This is a genomic window from Amycolatopsis silviterrae (assembly GCF_042684085.1).
Lineage (GTDB): Bacteria > Actinomycetota > Actinomycetes > Mycobacteriales > Pseudonocardiaceae > Amycolatopsis > Amycolatopsis silviterrae.
Genome location: NZ_JBHUKS010000016.1, coordinates 1 through 16,890, shown reverse-complemented (window position 1 = coordinate 16,890; position 16,890 = coordinate 1). Strand labels below are relative to the sequence as shown.

General features: G+C 71.1%; 16 protein-coding genes. 5 read left to right on the top strand and 11 right to left on the bottom strand.

Annotation, left to right across the window (positions count from 1 at the left end; all coding sequences use genetic code 11):
* A complete protein-coding gene (locus ACFSVL_RS22860) occupies positions 1 to 864 on the bottom strand; it encodes a class I SAM-dependent methyltransferase (protein ID WP_378307329.1) in 864 nt (287 codons plus the stop codon).
* Between the two features lie 348 nt (positions 865 to 1,212).
* Between ACFSVL_RS22860 and rpsA the strand changes: the two genes are divergently transcribed.
* Positions 1,213 to 2,706: a 30S ribosomal protein S1 gene (gene rpsA / locus ACFSVL_RS22855; RefSeq protein WP_378307327.1), complete on the top strand. Its 1,494-nt coding sequence runs from the start codon at positions 1,213 to 1,215 to the stop codon at positions 2,704 to 2,706.
* Positions 2,707 to 2,794: 88 nt separating this feature from the next.
* On the opposite strand, the gene ACFSVL_RS22850 is transcribed toward rpsA, so the two are convergent.
* Entirely contained in the window at positions 2,795 to 3,424 is a 630-nt protein-coding gene (locus ACFSVL_RS22850) for a TetR/AcrR family transcriptional regulator (RefSeq protein ID WP_378307325.1), read from the bottom strand.
* Between the two features lie 167 nt (positions 3,425 to 3,591).
* Here ACFSVL_RS22850 and ACFSVL_RS22845 point away from each other — a divergent pair, with 167 nt between their 5' ends.
* Positions 3,592 to 4,032: an OsmC family protein gene (locus ACFSVL_RS22845; RefSeq protein WP_378307323.1), complete on the top strand. Its 441-nt coding sequence runs from the start codon at positions 3,592 to 3,594 to the stop codon at positions 4,030 to 4,032.
* Between the two features lie 228 nt (positions 4,033 to 4,260).
* On the opposite strand, the gene ACFSVL_RS22840 is transcribed toward ACFSVL_RS22845, so the two are convergent.
* Entirely contained in the window at positions 4,261 to 4,482 is a 222-nt protein-coding gene (locus ACFSVL_RS22840; protein ID WP_378307321.1) for a hypothetical protein, read from the bottom strand.
* A gap of 216 nt (positions 4,483 to 4,698) precedes the next feature.
* On the opposite strand from ACFSVL_RS22840, the gene coaE reads away from it, so the two are divergent.
* On the top strand, positions 4,699 to 5,883 hold the full coding sequence (gene coaE, locus ACFSVL_RS22835; protein WP_378307319.1) for a dephospho-CoA kinase: 1,185 nt from the start codon (positions 4,699 to 4,701) through the stop codon (positions 5,881 to 5,883).
* A gap of 141 nt (positions 5,884 to 6,024) precedes the next feature.
* Positions 6,025 to 7,269 carry a threonine--tRNA ligase gene (thrS, locus tag ACFSVL_RS22830; protein ID WP_378307823.1) on the top strand — a complete coding sequence of 415 codons (1,245 nt, stop codon included), beginning with the start codon at positions 6,025 to 6,027 and terminating at the stop codon, positions 7,267 to 7,269.
* Here thrS and ACFSVL_RS22825 read toward each other — a convergent pair.
* The 8 genes from ACFSVL_RS22825 to ACFSVL_RS22790 all read right to left on the bottom strand — a co-directional run bounded on the left by ACFSVL_RS22825 (position 7,266) and on the right by ACFSVL_RS22790 (position 15,413).
* Complete coding sequence (locus ACFSVL_RS22825) at positions 7,266 to 7,892, bottom strand: response regulator (RefSeq protein WP_378307317.1); 627 nt, start codon at positions 7,890 to 7,892, stop codon at positions 7,266 to 7,268. The two genes, thrS and ACFSVL_RS22825, sit on opposite strands and share 4 nt — an antisense overlap.
* The gene (locus ACFSVL_RS22820; protein WP_378307315.1) at positions 7,889 to 9,217 is read right to left on the bottom strand and encodes a sensor histidine kinase; all 1,329 of its coding nucleotides are present in this window, start codon (positions 9,215 to 9,217) and stop codon (positions 7,889 to 7,891) included. Before ACFSVL_RS22820 ends, ACFSVL_RS22825 begins: the two co-directional genes overlap by 4 nt.
* Positions 9,214 to 10,731, bottom strand: coding sequence for an ArnT family glycosyltransferase (locus ACFSVL_RS22815; protein WP_378307313.1), 1,518 nt, complete (start codon positions 10,729 to 10,731; stop codon positions 9,214 to 9,216). The genes ACFSVL_RS22820 and ACFSVL_RS22815 overlap by 4 nt, the downstream gene beginning before the upstream one ends.
* An 87-nt stretch (positions 10,732 to 10,818) precedes the next feature.
* Complete coding sequence (locus ACFSVL_RS22810; protein WP_378307311.1) at positions 10,819 to 12,333, bottom strand: ArnT family glycosyltransferase; 1,515 nt, start codon at positions 12,331 to 12,333, stop codon at positions 10,819 to 10,821.
* Positions 12,334 to 12,338: 5 nt separating this feature from the next.
* The gene (locus tag ACFSVL_RS22805; protein WP_378307309.1) at positions 12,339 to 13,067 is read right to left on the bottom strand and encodes an ABC transporter permease; all 729 of its coding nucleotides are present in this window, start codon (positions 13,065 to 13,067) and stop codon (positions 12,339 to 12,341) included.
* Positions 13,068 to 13,080: 13 nt separating this feature from the next.
* Complete coding sequence (locus ACFSVL_RS22800) at positions 13,081 to 13,986, bottom strand: ABC transporter ATP-binding protein (RefSeq protein WP_378307307.1); 906 nt, start codon at positions 13,984 to 13,986, stop codon at positions 13,081 to 13,083.
* A 71-nt stretch (positions 13,987 to 14,057) separates the two neighbouring features.
* Positions 14,058 to 14,813 (bottom strand): class I SAM-dependent methyltransferase, encoded by a 756-nt coding sequence (locus tag ACFSVL_RS22795; protein WP_378307306.1) that lies wholly within the window; start codon positions 14,811 to 14,813, stop codon positions 14,058 to 14,060.
* An 81-nt stretch (positions 14,814 to 14,894) separates the two neighbouring features.
* Positions 14,895 to 15,413, bottom strand: coding sequence for a DUF402 domain-containing protein (locus ACFSVL_RS22790; RefSeq protein ID WP_378307304.1), 519 nt, complete (start codon positions 15,411 to 15,413; stop codon positions 14,895 to 14,897).
* Between the two features lie 114 nt (positions 15,414 to 15,527).
* Between ACFSVL_RS22790 and ACFSVL_RS22785 the strand changes: the two genes are divergently transcribed.
* The gene (locus tag ACFSVL_RS22785; RefSeq protein WP_378307302.1) at positions 15,528 to 16,787 is read left to right on the top strand and encodes a DUF5685 family protein; all 1,260 of its coding nucleotides are present in this window, start codon (positions 15,528 to 15,530) and stop codon (positions 16,785 to 16,787) included.
* Positions 16,788 to 16,890 lie beyond the last annotated feature (103 nt).

The window sequence follows — 16,890 nt, the reverse complement described above, 5'->3', positions numbered from 1 at the left end:
TCAGTCGCGGCGGGTGCGGAAGATCGCCGTGCCGGGGAACAGCCTGCCGCGCAACGGGCTCCACTGGCCCCAGGTGCGCGAGTGGCCCGGCGGCCACTCCGGCTCGACGAGGTCTTCCAGCGCGAAGCCCGCGGCGGCGAGCGCACGCACGTAGTCGCCGAGCGTGCGGTGGTATTCGACGTAGGTGGCCGTGCCGTCGTCGTCCACCTCGACGTACGGCGTGCGGTCGAAGTAGGGCTGCGTCGCGGTCAGTCCCTGCGGCCCGGGATCGTCCGGGAAGATCCACCGCATCGGGTGGGTCACCGAGAAAACCCACGGCGCGCCAGGGCGAAGCACCCGGCGCACTTCGCGGAACACTGTCTCCAGCGACGGCACGAAGGGGAGCGCGCCGAACGCGGAGCACGCGATGTCGAAGCTGGCCGCGGCGAACGGGAGCCGCTCGGCGTTCGCCTGCACGAGGGGGACCGTCACGCCGGTGCGGACGTTCCCCTCGCGAGCGTGCCGGAGCATGCCGCCGGACAGATCGGTGGCGACCGGTTCGGCGCCGGCGGCCGCGAGCCAGCGCGAGCATGCCGCCTGTCCGCAGCCGACTTCGAGCACGCGCCGGCCGCGGACGTCGCCGAGCAGTCGCGCGTCTTCTTCGCGCACGCCCTCCGGGCACCAGACGAAATCGGCGTCGCCGAGGAATCCGCCGTGGGCAGCCTGGTAGTCGTCGGCATCCGCGTCCCACCAGGCCAGATTCGCCGCTTCCGCTTCGTTTCCGCCGACCTCGCGGTGGGCGACGCCTACGGTGCCGAGCCGTTCTTCGGCGCTCGCGTGGCGGTCGCCGGACGGGGCCGCCGGGGCCGCGGCGGGCTCGGGCATGCCGGTCTCCTCTCCCGGTGGCGCCGGCTGGGCTCGGGGGAATGCCCGGACCGGCGGAAACGTTGTGCGGAAGGTACCGGGAGCCGACGGCGACCCTGATTGTGTCCCCCGGAGGGGCCCGCGTACGATACGTGTTAGCGCAGTGGGGTTCGCGCTGCCTGGGTGACTACCCACCGGGGCCGCGCATCGTCAGCGGGTCATGCCGCGGTCGTTCACTGGTGGAACGTTTGGTCGCCGGACGTTTGAGCAGGGTCGCCGCATGCCATGGCTGCGGGACTCGCCGCGTGCACCGCCGGTAGCCAACTTCACACCCACCTACGACACCCATCCACCGGAGCAACCCGCCTAATGACCACCGACACCGCCACCGCCCCGACCGCCCCGACCGGGGCCCCGCAGGTCGCCATCAACGACATCGGGTCGGAGGAAGACTTCCTCGCGGCTATCGACAAGACGATCAAGTACTTCAACGATGGGGACATCGTCGAGGGCACCATCGTCAAGGTCGACCGCGACGAGGTCCTGCTCGACATCGGGTACAAGACCGAGGGCGTCATCCCCTCGCGCGAGCTGTCCATCAAGCACGATGTCGACCCGGCCGAGGTTGTCGCCGTCGGCGATGAGGTCGAAGCCCTCGTTCTCCAGAAGGAGGACAAGGAAGGCCGTCTGATCCTGTCCAAGAAGCGCGCGCAGTACGAGCGCGCCTGGGGCACGATCGAGGAGCTCAAGGAGAAGGACGAGCCCGTCAAGGGCACCGTCATCGAGGTCGTCAAGGGCGGCCTCATCCTGGACATCGGCCTGCGCGGCTTCCTGCCCGCGTCGCTGGTCGAGATGCGCCGCGTGCGCGACCTGCAGCCGTACGTCGGCCGCGAGCTCGAGGCGAAGATCATCGAGCTGGACAAGAACCGCAACAACGTGGTCCTGTCCCGCCGCGCCTACCTCGAGCAGACCCAGTCCGAGGTGCGCAGCGAGTTCCTCAACGCGCTCGCCAAGGGCCAGGTCCGCAAGGGCGTCGTGTCCTCCATCGTCAACTTCGGCGCCTTCGTGGACCTCGGCGGCGTCGACGGCTTGGTGCACGTCTCCGAGCTGTCCTGGAAGCACATCGACCACCCGTCCGAGGTCGTCGAGGTCGGCCAGGAGGTCACGGTCGAGGTCCTGGACGTCGACATGGACCGCGAGCGCGTCTCGCTGTCGCTGAAGGCGACCCAGGAAGACCCGTGGCGCCAGTTCGCCCGCACCCACGCGATCGGCCAGATCGTGCCGGGCAAGGTCACCAAGCTCGTCCCGTTCGGCGCGTTCGTCCGCGTCGAGGAGGGCATCGAGGGCCTGGTGCACATCTCCGAGCTGGCCGAGCGCCACGTGGAGATCCCGGAGCAGGTCGTCCAGGTCAACGGCGACGTCATGGTCAAGGTCATCGACATCGACCTCGAGCGCCGCCGCATCTCGCTGTCGCTGAAGCAGGCGAACGAGGGCGTCACGCCGGAGACCGAGTTCGACCCCACCCAGTACGGCATGGCCGCCGAGTACGACGCCGAGGGGAACTACATCTACCCCGAGGGCTTCGACCCGGACACGCAGGAGTGGCAGGAAGGCTTCGACAAGCAGCGCGAGGAGTGGGAGCGCGGCTACGCCGAGGCCCACACCCGCTACGAGCAGCACATGGCCCAGGTCAAGAAGGCCGCCGAGGCCGACGCCGAAGCCGCTGCCGACGCTGCCACCGGCATCGAGGGCGGCGACCAGAGCTACACCTCGTCCGCTCCGGTCGAGGCGAAGAGCGGCGGCACGCTCGCCAGCGACGAGCAGCTCGCGGCTCTGCGCGAGAAGCTGTCGGGCGGCGCGTGAGCCTCGCTTGACTCGCTGAGTCACTGACACATTCGGCCCCGGTCCGCACGGACCGGGGCCGAAGTGTTTGTCTCAGAGGTTCAGCGGTTCAGCGCAGGCCGAGCCCGTCGATGGTCGCCCGCACGCCGCGGCGGTACATCGTTTCGTGCGCGGACTCGCTCGAGCTGAGGAACCAGTCGTCGAGCGGGCTTTGCGAGCGGATCGTCAGCTCGACGCTCACCAGCCCGTGCATCGACGTCCAGAGCAGATAACCGCATTCCTGCGCGACGACGTCCGGCGGGCAGACCAGCTCGATCTTCGCGACGAACTCCGCGAAACTCGTGCGCAGCACCCCCGACCGCAACGCCGGGTCCGGGTCGTAGTCGTGCACCGAACGCTCGAACATCAAGCCGTAGCGGGCCGGGCTCTCCAGCGCGAACCGGCGGTACGCGAGCGCGACCTCCAGCAGGTCGGCGACCCCGTCGCCCTCGGACGGCGGGACCGAGCGCAGTTCTTCGCCCAGCAGGTCGAAAGCCCGTTCGTACAAGGCGTCCAGCAGACCGGTGCGGCCGCCGAAGCGGGTGTACACGGTGATCGTGGACGCGCCGGCCTGCTCCGCGACCGCGCGCACGGTCAGCCCGGCGACGCCGCGCTCGGTGAGGACGGTCAGCGCTGCGTCGAGGAACCGGCCGCGGTTGTGCTGTTCCGCCGGCCGTGTCGAGAGATGCCGGGTGGCCATCTCCCACCCCCTTTTACCCGTGCTCCGCGGGAAGCGCGTCCGCGTCTCGCAAGCAGAAGATACGATATTCACGGCTTCTTGGGAACGTCGTTCCGGCGCGCCCGGACCGTCCACAAGCGACCGCCCGCACTGAGCAGGTCTTACCGAAGAAGAAGGAAACCGCCGTCATGACCCAGCCGGAACCCGGCACTGTCGTCGTCACCGATGCCGGGAGCGGCCGCTACACCCAGCGCGTCACGACCGCGGGCCACGAATTCCTCGCCGACGAGCCGGAGAGCGTCGGCGGCGCGGACGCCGGTCCCACGCCGTACGACCTGCTGCTCTCCGCGCTCGGCACCTGCACCTCGATGACGCTGCGGATGTACGCCGACCGCAAGGGAATCCCGCTGACCCGCACCACCGTCCGGCTCCGGCACGACCGCATCCACGCGCGCGACTGCGAACGCTGCGAAACCGAGGTCGGGCTGATCAGCCGGATCACCCGGGAAATCTCCCTGGAAGGCGACCTCGACGACGCCCAGCGCGCGCGGCTGCTGGAGATCGCGGACAAATGCCCGGTGCACCGCACGCTGAGCCACGAAATCGCCATCGAAACGCACGCGGTCTGACCAAGTCCGTGAAGGGAACCCTCACGGACGCTGATTCCCTCAGGGTTCCCCTCACAGACTCCAGCCAGGGTTGCGGAACCTGACGAGAGTTTCGCGGCTCGGCCCGTTCGTGCCGGGGTCCGTGAGGGCCACCTTCACGGACGCTGATTCCCCCAGGGTTCCCCTCACGGACTCTGATTCCGTGAAGGTTCCCCTCACGGACCTTGCCGGGGCGTCAAGAGCGGAGGGTCAGGCGCGTTCCAGGGAGACCGCGGGCACCCAGGCCCGTTCGAGCGCGGCCGCGCGGGCGCGGCGGCGGAGGCCGGCCAGGCTGTGTTTCGCGGGCACGAGCAGCGCGCTGAACCACGTGCGCCGGTACTCCTCGAGCGCGTCCGAGACCTGGCGGTAGGAGACGCAGTGCATCAGGCCCGGGGTGCCGAGCCGGTGCTTCCCGACGTGCTTCTGCGCCATTGTTCCTCCGTGTGGGCGACCCTTCCGCCGCGCACGGTACGCACTCGACCCGCGAAAACAGCGCAAGCGCCCGGCGTGTCACCCACATCAGTTCGGCAACGCCCGAAAATGTGCTTGCGTTTACGCGGAGGGTGTGCGGGTACGCGTGCGAGTGCACGTGCAGGGGGCTTCGGTGTCGCCTGAGCGGGTGACGGCTGCGCTGGTTAGGGTGTGACCATGCTGCGAGTGGGCCTGACGGGCGGGATCGGTGCTGGGAAGTCGACGGTGGCGAACCGGCTGGCCGAACACGGGGCGGTCGTCATCGATTCGGACCGCATCGCGCGCGAGGTCGTCGAGCCGGGCACGCCCGGGCTGGCCGCGCTGACCGAGGCGTTCGGCGACGGCATCCTCGCCGAGGACGGTTCGCTGGACCGGCCGGCGCTCGCCGCGCGCGCGTTCGCCGACGACGACTCCCGCAAGCGGCTGAACTCGATCGTGCATCCGCTGGTCGGGCAGCGCACCGGCGAGCTGATGGCCGCGGCCGCCGACGACGCGGTGGTGGTGCACGACGTGCCGCTGCTGGTCGAGAACGACCTGGCGCCCGCGTATCACCTGGTGCTGGTGGTCGACGCGCCGGTGGAGGTGCGGGTGCGCCGGCTGGTCGAGGTGCGCGGCATGCCCGAGGCCGACGCCAGGGCGCGGATCCGCGCGCAGGCCGCGGAGGAACAGCGCCGCGCCGTCGCGGACGTCTGGCTCGACAACGGCGGCACCCCGGACGTCGTGCTCGCCGAGGTGGACGCGTTGTGGGCGGACCGGCTGGTGCCGTTCGAGGCGAACCTCCGGCTGCGCAAACCGCGTCCGCCCGCCTCGCCGGTGATCTCGCCGTACGACCCGAGCTGGCCGCTGCAGGCCGAACGCCGGCTGGCGCGGCTGCGGCAGATCGCCGGGGCGCGGCTGGTGCGCGCGGACCACATCGGGTCCACCGCGGTGCCGGGGCTGCCCGCCAAGGACATCCTCGACCTTCAGCTCACAGTGTCCTCTTTGGACGACGCGGACGCACTCGCCGAGGCCCTCGCCGACGCCGGTTTCCCGCGCCGCGAAGGCGAATGGTGGGACGATCCGCAGGACGGCGACGGGAAGTGGCTCAAGCGGTTCCACCAGAGCGCCGATCCGAAGCGCCCGGTGAACCTGCACGTCCGGTCCACCGAAACCCCGGCGTGGCGGCTCGCGCTGTTGTTCCGCGACTGGATCCGCGCGCATCCGGAGGAACGCGACAGCTACACCGAGGTGAAGGAAACGCTGGCACGCAAGCATTCCGCGGACGGCACGGTCGAGCAGTACGCGGAGGAGAAGCAGGGCTGGGTCAACGCGGCGTTCGTGCGCGCGGAGAAGTGGGCCGGGCAGAGCGGCTGGAAGCCCTGAGCCGGAAAACCAGGTGCGGTCCCGCCGTACGCGGGGCTACCGTTCGAGGCATGAAGCGCGCCCAGTCCACGACGACGCCGGATCCCGTCCCGGCGCGCTGAACACTGCCATTCGAGCCCGGGGCGAGCGCCCCGGGCTCCGCTGTGCGCTCGCCTCGCCTTCGGTGAGGAGACCGTCATGCCTGACCATCGCAAACTCGGCCGGGAACTCGGCCTGTTCGGCAGCGACCCGCTGATCGGGGCCGGTCTGCCGTATCTGCTGCCCGACGGCGCCGCCGTGCGGCACGTGCTGGAGGAGTACGTCCGCGAGGTCGAACGCCGCGCCGGCTACCAGCACGTGTCGTCGCCGGTGCTGGGGAAACGGGAGCTGTACGAGCTTTCCGGGCACTGGGCGCACTACCGCGACGACATGTTCCCGCCGATGGACCTCGGCGGCGAGCAGATCGTGCTGCGGCCGAGCCTGTGCCCGCACCACGCGCTGATCTACCGTTCCCGCGCCCGCAGCCACCGCGAGCTGCCGGTGCGGCTGGCCGAACTCGGCGGGATGTACCGCGCCGAGCTGTCCGGCGTCCTCGGCGGGCTCAGCCGGGTGCGGGCGATCCAGCTGAACGACGCGCACATCTTCTGCCTGCCTGAGCAAGTCGGCGCGGAGGTGCGGAGTGCGCTCGCGCTGATCCGCCGCGTGTATCGGGATCTTGGGCTGAAACCCGCGAGCTACCGCCTTTCCTTGCCGGACAACCGCGGCAAGTACGCCGGAGCGGCCGAAGCGTGGGAGCGTGCGGCGGAGGTGCTCGTCGACGCGCTGGACGGGGTCGATTACGAACGCGGGCCGGGCGAAGCCGCGTTCTACGGTCCGAAGATCGACGTCCAGATCGCGGACAGTTCCGGCCGCGAGTCGACCCTGTCCACCGTGCAGGTCGACCTCCACCAACCGGAGCAGTTCGGGCTCGAATACGTCGGCCCGGACGGCCGCGCGCATCGGCCGGTGCTGGTGCACCGCGCGGTGCTCGGCAGCCTGGAACGCGTGCTGGCACAGCTGATCGAGGAGCACGGCGGCGCGTTCCCGCCGTGGCTGGCTCCGGTGCAGGTGGCCGTGCTGCCGGTCGGCGACGCGGAACTCGAGGCCGCGTCGGCGGTCGCGGAGCAGGCCATGGACGGCGGGCTGCGCGCCGAGGTCGTTCCGGCGGATCGCGGCAGCCTGGGCTCCCGGATCCGGGATCGGCGGCTGGTCCCGTACCAGGCGGTGATCGGTTCGCGAGAGGCCGCCGCGGAGCTGGTCGCGCCCCGGCTTAGGGACGGGCGCAGGCTGGATCCGTTGCCGGGGAAGGAGTTCGTGGCCGCGGTGGTGGCCAAGGTGGCGTCGAGAAGCGGAGAGCTGTGGGGCTAGGACCCCAGCAAGCCACGCTCGAAAGCTACGGCCACCGCGGCCGCGCGGTCCTTCACACCGAGCTTCGCGTACGCGTGCAGCAGATGCGTCTTCACCGTCGCCTCGCTGATGAACAGCTTCTTCGCCGCTTCCTTGTTCGTGGACCCCCGTGCGACCAGTCCCAGCACCTCGATTTCCCGCTGCGACAACGGTTCCTGTGCCGGCGCGCGCATCTGGCCCATGAGCCGGCTGGCGACGGCGGGGGAGAGGACCGCCTCGCCGCGGGCGGCGGCGCGCACGGCACGGAACAGTTCCTCGCGCGGCGAATCCTTCAGCAGATAGCCGGTCGCGCCCGCCTCGATCGCGGGCAGCACGTCGGAATCCGTGTCGTACGTGGTCAGCACGAGCACGCGCGCCGGGTTGCCGAGGCGGGCGAGTTCGGTGATCGCGGCGACGCCGTCGGTGCCGGGCATCCGCAGGTCCATCAGCACCACGTCCGGGCGAAGGGCCTCGGCGAGCGTGACCGCCTCGGCTCCGTGCGCGGCCTCGCCCAGCACCTCGAAGCCGCGCTCGCCGGTGAAGATGCCGCGCAGCCCGTCCCGGACGATCGGGTGGTCGTCGGCGATGAGCAGGGTGATGGTCATGAGGCCCCCTCGGTCGGGTCCAGTGTCGCAGCCGGGACGGCGGGCAGGCGCACCGAGATCGCGGTGCCGCCGCCGGGTTCGGCCTCGACGTGCAGGGTGCCGGCGAGCCGTTCCGCGCGCCGCCGCATGCCGGGCAGGCCGTGCCCGCCTTCCGGCGACGGCGGGGGCGGCGGGTCGGCCGGATCGAAGCCGACGCCGTCGTCGCGCGCGTCCAGCGTCACCTCGTCGCCCATGTACGACAGGGTGATCCCGACGCGGCTCGCGTGCGCGTGTCTGGCCACATTGGACAGTGCTTCCTGCGTGATCCGCAGCAGAGTGGCCTCCAGCTCCGGATGCAGCGGGACGGCGTTCCCAGTGGCCGAGAATTCCGCGGGCACGCTGGTGCGTTCGCTCCACAGCCGGGTGACCTCAGCGAGCGCCTCGGGCAGCGTCGCGGCTTCGAGCGGTTCCGGGTGCAACGCGGCGACCGAACGCCGGGCCTCGGTGAGGTTCTCCCGCGCCAGCTGGGTCGCAGCGGCGAGGTGGCGTTCCCATTCCGATGTGTCGTCGCGGGCCTGCGCCGCGGCTTCGAGCTGGGTGATGATCCCGGTGAAGCCCTGCGCGAGCGTGTCGTGGATTTCCTGGCTCAGTCGTTGCCGTTCGTCGAGCACGCCCGCCTCGCGCGCCTGCGTCAGCAGTTGCCGCTGCAGTCCGCGGTTCTCCGCCTCGGCGGCCGCCAGTTGCTCGAGTGCCCGCTTGCGTTCCTGGCTCTGCTTGCCCACCGCAGCGAAAAGCGCGCCCCCGCCGCCGATCGCCACGGTCTGCACGATCACCACGGTGCCCCAGATTCCCGGCGACACCGACAGCGCGTGGATGGGCCCGCCGAGCGTCATGGTGTTGATCAGCAGCGACGTGATGCCGACGCCGAGAAACGAGACCAGCATCGGCCTCATCCGCATCGCCGCGAAGAACCCGTAGACCATGAAGATCAGGAAGTACGCGTCCCGGTACTGGAGGATCGAGCCGAACGTGGCGATCCCGGCGAACATCGCGACTGCGGCGAGCGGATGGTCGCGCAGCTTCCCGCGCAGCGTGACAGTGAGCAGCCCCAGCCAGACCGCGGCCCCGGCGGCGAGCAGCAGCGTGGTGTTCCGGTGTTCGGCCGTCTGGTCGCTCAGTGCGCTGAGCAGCGCCGGGACGATCAGCAGAATCCACGCGATCGCGGTCTCGGCCCAGCTGAAGCAGCGGTGCCACCGCACTGGCGGATCGTCCGGGTCGGGCGTGGCCGGCGGCATCATCGAACCCCGCCAGTCGAGTTTGACGTCCCGGACGTCCTCGAGTCTCACGCCTTCAGATCCTTGAGCTGGGGCCAGATCTCGGCCCAGCTGCCGAGGCGGCCGTCGAGCAGCCAGATCGGCATGTGCCTGCTGGAGTTCGGGACGCCCAGCCGGTTGTCGACCTCGCCGACGATGCGCGCGGAACGGAAGTGCGCCGCCAGCTTCGCCGGTTCGCGGCCGACGAACAGCACGGTGTCCGCGGTGTCGTCCGGCCGGCCGAAGTACCAGAATCCCCGGCTGGCGCTGTACGCCTCGGGCAAGCCCTGGTCCGGCCCGTACCGGCCGAGTGCGCCGGCCTGCCAGTACCCGCCGGTGACGAGGGCGGTGTGCTTCCGTTCCTCCGGCGGCAGCGCGCGGTACTGCGTGGCGACGGACGCGGCCAGATCCGGCCAGCCGGACTCCTCCATCGCGTACGCGGGGCGCGGCGCGGTCGGATGCGTGACCAGCCACTGCTCCGGCCACACCGGGAGCGCGTAGGGGAGGCTGTAGAGCGCGGACAGCACGAACACCGGCCACGTCGGCACCCAGCGCCACCACAACGCGGGCCGCCGGTCCTGCAGATGCACCGCGGCGGCTGCCCACAACAGGCCGAAAGTGCCTGCGGCGTAATAAAATCGGCCGTTGCCGATCAGGAAGATCGCGAACACGCCGAGCGCGGTCCAGCCGAGGAACCGGTACGCGCGCAGCCGGGCGCTCCCGACCAGCACGGTCAGTCCGTACAGCACGCCCAGCGCACCGATGACCAGACCGGCTCCGGCGAGCAGCGCGGGCACGAACATCGCCCGGCCGCCCGCTTCCTCGACCTCGCGCGACACCGCGTCGCCCATGCCGAGCTGCGGCCAGCCGTTCGCGTTCTGCCAGAGCAACGTCGGTACGCACGCGACAGCGGCGATCGCCGCGCCTGCCCACAGTTTCGGGCGGCGCAGCAGGTCTCGCGGGCCGAAGATCAGCGCGGTGATCGCGGTGACCGCCCAGAATCCGCCGATCAGGAACTTGACGTTCAGCCCGACCGCCGTCGCCACGCCGAGCCACAGCAGCAGGTTGTCGTCGCGGGTGCGGATCCACCGTACGAGCAGCCACAGCACGATCGTCCACAGCAGAGGGTCCACAGTGGACGTCGCGAGGTAGTGGCCGCTGCCGACGAACTGCCCGCAGACCGCGTACGCGGCGGCGGCCCGGGTCTGCGCCTTGCGTTCGCCGCCCATCTCGCGGGCGATGAGCGCGGTGACCACGACGCCCGCCGCGGTCGCCAGGATCGCCGGGATCCGGAACACGACGAGCGAGCCCGGCGCGATCGAGTTCGCCAGCCAGGCGAGCCACGGCAGCACCGGCGGCTGGTCCGCGTATCCCCACGCGAGGTGCTTGCCCGCGGCGAGGAAGTACAGCTCGTCGCCGAAGTAGCCGTAGCGGCCGGCGGTGGCGAGGAGTACGGCGGCGGTCCCCGCGGCGAGCAGGAGGACCGGCCGCCGGGCGAATCCGGCGAGCGTGCGGTCGGGCGTGCTCGGTGCGGTGGCCGTGGTCACGGCATCCATCCTGCTCCCTGTCGGCGGATCGGGGGCTGGCCTCGCCCGCACCCTACGGGCGAGGCCGGCCGCCGTCCTACTGCGGGGTCAGGCCCCGGTGTTCGCCAGCCGGGGCCAGATTTCCGCCCAGGGCTGCAGCCGCCCGCTGGCCAGCCACATCGGGGTGCCGTCGAGCACACTCGGCTTCGCGGTCCCGGTGGTGACCGTGCCGGCCGGCCGGAGATCGGCGAAGTGCCCGAGCAGCGGCCGCGGATCGGCTCCGACGAACAAGACGTCGCGCGCCGAGTCGGGCGGGACGACCAGCGGGGCGTACCCGCGGTTCGGGCTGGCCGGTTCGGGCAGGCCCAGCTCCCGGCCGTACCGGTCGAGCGCGCTGGCGGTCCAGTACGTCTCGCCGACGACCGCGGTGTGTGCCGGGTCGGGCACGCGGCGGAACGTGTCGGCGACCGACCGCGACGCCTCCGGCCAGCCGACCTCGGCCATCGAGAAGGCCGGCGTCGGCAGCGACGGGTTCTTCTCCAGCCAGGAATGCGGCCACACCGGCAGCGCGGCGGGCAGCGTCAGCAGCACCGAAAGCACGTAGACCGGCCACGTCGGGATCCAGCGCCACCACCGCGACACCCGCCCGGTCTCCAGCTCCACCGCCGCGGCCGCCCAGCACGGCGCGAACATGCCCGTGATGTAGTACGAACGGCCGTTCACCGCGATGAACACCACGGCGAGCGCCAGCGCGGTCCAGGCGAGGAAGCGGTAGGAACGCAGCCGCGGCGAGCGCAGCAGCCGCCACAGGCCGTAGACCAGCAGCACGAACCCGGCCGGGATGCCGACGAGCAGCACCACCTGCGGGAGCCAGCCCAGCCTGCCGCCCCAGGTTTCGCCCACCTCGGTCGCGATCGCCGCGCCCATGCTGAGCTGCGGCCAGCCGTGCTGGGCCTGCCACACCAGCGTGGGGACCAGCGCCAGCGCGGCGATCGCGGCGCCGGCCCACAGCATCGGACGGCGCAGCAGTTCGCGCGGACCGCAGATCAGCAGCGCGATCCCGGCGACGACCCAGAAGCCGCCGATCAGGAACTTCACGTACAGCGCGAGCGCGGTGACGACCCCGGCCCACAGCAGGAGGCCGTCGCTGCGGGTGCGGATCCAGCGGACGAGCAGCCAGATCAGGACCGTCCAGAGGAACGGGTCCAGCGTCGAGGTCGCCAGGTAGTGGCCGCTGGCCAGGAAATTCGTGCAGGCGGCGAAGGTCGCGGCGGTGACTACCTGGGCACGGGTCCGGCCGCCCAGCTCGCGGGCGATGAGCGCGGCGAACACGACCCCGGCGAGCATCGCCAGCATCGCCGGGAGCCGCAGGACGAACAGCGAATCGGGGGCGATGGTGTCCATCGCGCGGGCGAGCAGCGGCAGCAGCGGCGGCTGGTCGACGTAACCCCAGGCCAGATGCCGTCCGGCGGCGAGGAAGTACAGCTCGTCGCCGAAGTAGCCGTAGTTGTTCGCGGTGAGCACCATCGGCACCGCCATCAGCGCGGCGATGCCGAACACGGGCATCCGGGCGAACGGCGCGACCGACCGGGCCGTCGCGGTTTCTTCCTGTGTCGTAGTCATCGTGGTCACTCCCAGCGGAAGAATCGGGCGGCGAGCGCCGAGCAGACGATGGCGACCACCGCGAGCGCGACGAGCGGAAGCACCTGCGGCGCGTGTCCGGCGGCGGTCTCGCGCAGGCTGCCGAGCGTGGCGCCGAGCGGAAGGACGTCGGCGATGTGCTGCAGCACTGGCGGCAGCTGTTCCTTCGGCACCCAGACGCCGCCGAGCGCGAGCATCGGGAAGAACACGGCCGCGCCGAGCCCGTTCGCCGCGCGGGCGCTCGGCGCGAACGCGGCGAGCAGCGTGCCCACCGAGAACAGCGACACCGCGCCCAGCAGCATGACCGCGACGAACCCGCCCGGGTTCTTCGGCAGCGCCATGCCGAGCGCGATCGTGCCCACCCCCACGACGAGCACGATCGCGACCACGGCGGCGGCGAGGTTCACCAGCAGTTGCGCGGCCAGCAGCCGCGACGGCGGCAGCGGGCTCGCGGCCAGCCGCTTCAGCACGCCTTTCTCCCGGTGCGCGGCCATCGCGCCGGGCAGCATGTTCAACGCGAGGATCGCGAGCAGGATCGCCACCGCCATCGGCGCGATCAGGGTGTCCAGCGACGACTGGCCGCCGTGTTCGGCGCGCGAGCCCGGCATCAGCCCGAAGACCAGCACCAGCGCCAGCGGGATCCCGAGCACCACGGCGGGGGCCCCGGGGTCGCGGAGGAAGATCTTCGCCTCCGCGACGGTCAGCTTCGACAGCATTTCCGGCCCCCCCTCAGTCCAGTTTCCGGCCGGTCAGCGCGACGAAGGCGTCGTCGAGGCTGGCCTGCTCCACCCGCAGTTCGCCCGCCACGACGTCGGCGCGGGCGAGAAACGACGTCACCGCCTGCAGCGCGCCGGAACCCCCGGTCACCACCAGATGCGCGCCGGTGCGCTCGACCTTCAGCACGTCCGGCAGCCCGCCCAGCGCGCCCTGGTCGACCGGCGCGGACGGGCGGAACCGGATGCGCTGCTCCCCGCCGACCCGCCCGACCAGCCCGGCCGGGGTGTCGATCGCGACGACGCGCCCGGCGTCGATCACCGCGATCCGGTCGCACAGCCGTTCCGCTTCCTCCATGAAGTGCGTGACCAGCACGACCGTCACGCCCTCGGCGCGGACTGCCTCGACGAGCTCCCAGGTGTCGCGGCGGGCCTGCGGGTCGAGGCCGGTGGTCAGTTCGTCGAGCACCACCACCTCGGGACTGCCGACCAGCGCGAGCGCGATCGACACGCGCTGCTGCTGGCCGCCGGAAAGCTTGCGGTAGAAGGTGTTCCGCTGTCCGGTGAGGCCGAGCAGCGCCATCAGCCGCTCCGGATCGGCCGGGGTGCGGTACATCGCGGCGAACAGCTCGAGCACCTCGCCGACGCGCAGCCGGTCGGGCAGCTGGCTTTCCTGCAGCTGGACGCCGAGGCGCTGGCGCAGCTCGCGGGCGTCGCGCCGCGGGTCCAGCCCGAGCACCGAAACGGTGCCGCCGTCGGGGGAGCGCAGGCCCTCGACGCATTCCACCGTGGTGGTCTTGCCCGCGCCGTTGGGTCCCAGTATCCCGAAGATCTCGCCCTGCTCCACGGTGAACGAAACGTCTTCCACCGCCGTTTTCCGGCGATAGCGTTTATGGAGGTTCCGCACCTCGATGACCGGCATTGGCCGCCGTCCCCCTCTCGAATCGCAGCGATTGCTGCCTTCGAGAATCCCGGCCGGAGCGGCCGATCGGATCAGCGGAACGGTGCGACTTCCGGTCCACCGGCCGTCCGCCCCGCATCCACCGATCGGTGGATGCGGAAGTAGATCATCGGGTTGTCGCGGCCGGTGTGCACGGTGGCGTCGACGCCGAGTTCGCGCCTTAGTTCGTTGAGGCGAGCGTACGCGTGTTTCGCCCGGGCACGCGCCGCGGTGAAATACGGGGTCCGCGTTTTCCCCAGCCAGCGCACCACTTCGGTGCCTTCGGTGAACGGCAGCGGGGTGCCGCGGTGGAAGACGTCGTGCACGCTCACCGCGGCGTCGATTTTCGGGAAGACGTCGGAGAGGTACCACTTCGCGAACCGCGCGCGGTGGTCGGCGTCGATGAAGAGATAGTCCACATCGGACAGCAGGGCGGGGGCGATGGTGCGCGCGTCGCCCTGGCGGAACTCCCAGCGGCCCTTGGCCAGCGCGTGCGGAACGGTTTTGGTGGCGTTGCCGATGAGATCGACGGTGGTCAGCCCGCCGGTGCCGTTGTCCGCGAGGGCGCGGAGGATCCAGCTCGTGGACCAGCCGTGCAGCGAACCGATCTCCACGACTTTCTCCGGGCGCAGGTGCCGCAGGAGCAGGTAGGTGATCTCCGCTTCGACGTCGTCCAGCTGCGTCTTCATCGTCGGATTGGCGCGGCGGTGCGCGCGCTGGGCGTCCTTCGCGGCGCGCAACGCTTCGGTGTGCTCGCGATACAGCGAGCACACGAGGTCGAGCGTCACCTGGTTTGCGGTTCGTTCCATGCCGCTGATCGTGGCCGGGCGAGCCGCTTCGGGTAATCCGGCTGACCGCCGGGACGGGGTGGGGAATTCCCCCGTTCCCGGTTAGGGATGCCTGCGCCAGCTGAGCGTCATGTCCTTTGTGGACAGCCAAGCGGCGAGGTCGTAGCCGTGCGCGGCGAGCCCCTCGACGGCGGCGTAAGTGACTTCGAGCGCGTACTCGCCTTCCTCCTGCGACAGCAGCTTCTCGGAGACGGCGGCGAGCAGCTCGTCGGTGTCGATGACGCGGACCGAGATCTTGTCCTTGAGCACCAGGTCGAGGTAGAGGTCGGTGGCCACCCAGCGCGGCCCGTCGCGGCGCACCCGCACGACGTCGAGGTAGAAGTCCTGGTCGCGTTCGTGGCCGGGGGTGAACCAGAAGTCGGTGATCCGCAGCCCGAGGTCCGGCAGCAGCCAGGATTCGAGGTAGTGGAACTGCGCGCGCCCCGGCGCCGGGCGGGCCAGGTACAGGCCGAACGGCTCCTCGCGGAACTCCTCCACGTCGCGGCGGATGCCCTTGTTGTCGATGTTCACGCGGGCGGCCGGGTCGAACGTCTCGACCTTCGGCGGGTGCAGACCGGTCATCCGCCCATCCTGCCCTGCCCGCGCCTGCCGCGAGAATCACCCGAACCCGGGTTAGGGGCCTGGCCGGGGCGTTAAAGTTCGCGGGTTCGTTCGGTATCTCTGGGGGGCAAACGGTTGTTCGGGATCATCAGACCCTGCCGGCATCGGCTGGCCGGGCGGCTGCACGCGGACTGGATGGCGCACCTGTGCGGCCTGTGCCTCGCCCTGCGCGACCAGCACGGACAGTTCGCCCGGGTCGTGACGAACTACGACGCGCTGGTCGTCTCGGCGCTGGTCGAAGCCCAATCGCCGGCCGGATCCCGGCGCTCCGCGGGGCCGTGCCCGCTGCGTTCGATGCGCTCGGCGTCCGTTGCGGTCGGCGATGGCGCCCGGCTCGCGGCGGCGGTTTCGCTGGTACTGGCCTCGGCGAAGGTCGACGACCACGTCGCCGACCGCGATGGTGCTTTCGCCCGGCGTCCCGTCGCGGGCGCGGCGCGGCTGGTCGCCCGGCGGTGGGCCGCGCAAGGCGGTCGGTCCGGTGCGGGCATCGGTTTCGACACCGCGGTGCTGACCGAAGCGGTCGGACGGCAGGGCGAACTGGAACGCGCTATCCGTGTCGGGGACTCGCCGTTGCTGGCGACCGAACCGGCCGAGCTGGCGTCGTCGGCGGCGTTCGCGCAGACCGCGGTGATCACTGGACGCCCCGGTAACCGCGCGCCGCTCGCCGAGGCGGGACGGTTGTTCGGTCGGGTGGCGCATCTGCTGGACGCGGTTGAGGACCTTGCCTCGGATGCCGTGTCCGGGGCGTGGAATCCTTTGCTGGCAACGGAAACCGCGCTGGACGAAGCGCACCGGCTCTGTTCGGACGCGGTGCTTGGGGTCGAGCTGGCACTGCGCGAGGCGGAGTTCGCCGATGGGGCTCTGGTGCACGCGCTGCTGGTGCACGAGCTGAGGCAGGCGGTGCGGCGGGCGTTCGGGCATCACCGGCTGCACGGGGCGGACGGGCAGCAGCCGCCGCCCGGGTGGATCGGGCCTGGGCCCACTCCGCAGCAGGTGCCGCACGGTCACGGTGCTCCAGTGCCTGGCCACGAGCCTGCCGGAATGCCCGGTCCCGGCGGACCGGACGGCCCCGAACCGCCGGACGACCACGGCTCGCTCGACGGCAAGGGCGGCGGCTGCTGGGTCCCGAGGTTCGCGGTCCCGCCGAAACGCCGGAACTTCTTCGCTGGCTGCGCGATCGCGACGTACATGTGCTGCTCCTGCCAGTTCTGCTGCCGCGACCCGTACCCGGGCCCCTGGAGCGGCAAGCCGAACAGCGGCGGCTGCGACTGCGACTGCGGTTGCGACTGTGACTGCTGCAGCTGTTGCGACGGCTGTGACTGCTGCAGCTGCTGAAGCCCGCCGGCCGCCCGTGAGGGGCCTCTCTAGGTCTGTGAAGGACTCCTTGAGGGAATCAGATTCCCTCAAGGAGTCCTAATGGGTTGTGTTCGGGTCTGTT

Bases quoted from the DNA above. Each gene is read 5' to 3' on its own strand.
- coaE (WP_378307319.1), top strand. From the start codon at position 4,699: ATGCTGCGAGTGGGCCTGACGGGCGGGATCGGTGCTGGGAAGTCGACG.
- rpsA (WP_378307327.1), top strand. From the start codon at position 1,213: ATGACCACCGACACCGCCACCGCCCCGACCGCCCCGACCGGGGCCCCG.
- ACFSVL_RS22795 (WP_378307306.1), bottom strand. From the start codon at position 14,813: ATGGAACGAACCGCAAACCAGGTGACGCTCGACCTCGTGTGCTCGCTG.
- ACFSVL_RS22840 (WP_378307321.1), bottom strand. From the start codon at position 4,482: ATGGCGCAGAAGCACGTCGGGAAGCACCGGCTCGGCACCCCGGGCCTG.
- ACFSVL_RS22800 (WP_378307307.1), bottom strand. From the start codon at position 13,986: ATGCCGGTCATCGAGGTGCGGAACCTCCATAAACGCTATCGCCGGAAA.
- ACFSVL_RS22810 (WP_378307311.1), bottom strand. From the start codon at position 12,333: ATGACTACGACACAGGAAGAAACCGCGACGGCCCGGTCGGTCGCGCCG.
- ACFSVL_RS22825 (WP_378307317.1), bottom strand. From the start codon at position 7,892: ATGACCATCACCCTGCTCATCGCCGACGACCACCCGATCGTCCGGGAC.
- ACFSVL_RS22845 (WP_378307323.1), top strand. From the start codon at position 3,592: ATGACCCAGCCGGAACCCGGCACTGTCGTCGTCACCGATGCCGGGAGC.
- ACFSVL_RS22850 (WP_378307325.1), bottom strand. From the start codon at position 3,424: ATGGCCACCCGGCATCTCTCGACACGGCCGGCGGAACAGCACAACCGC.
- ACFSVL_RS22790 (WP_378307304.1), bottom strand. From the start codon at position 15,413: ATGACCGGTCTGCACCCGCCGAAGGTCGAGACGTTCGACCCGGCCGCC.
- ACFSVL_RS22860 (WP_378307329.1), bottom strand. From the start codon at position 864: ATGCCCGAGCCCGCCGCGGCCCCGGCGGCCCCGTCCGGCGACCGCCAC.
- ACFSVL_RS22805 (WP_378307309.1), bottom strand. From the start codon at position 13,067: ATGCTGTCGAAGCTGACCGTCGCGGAGGCGAAGATCTTCCTCCGCGAC.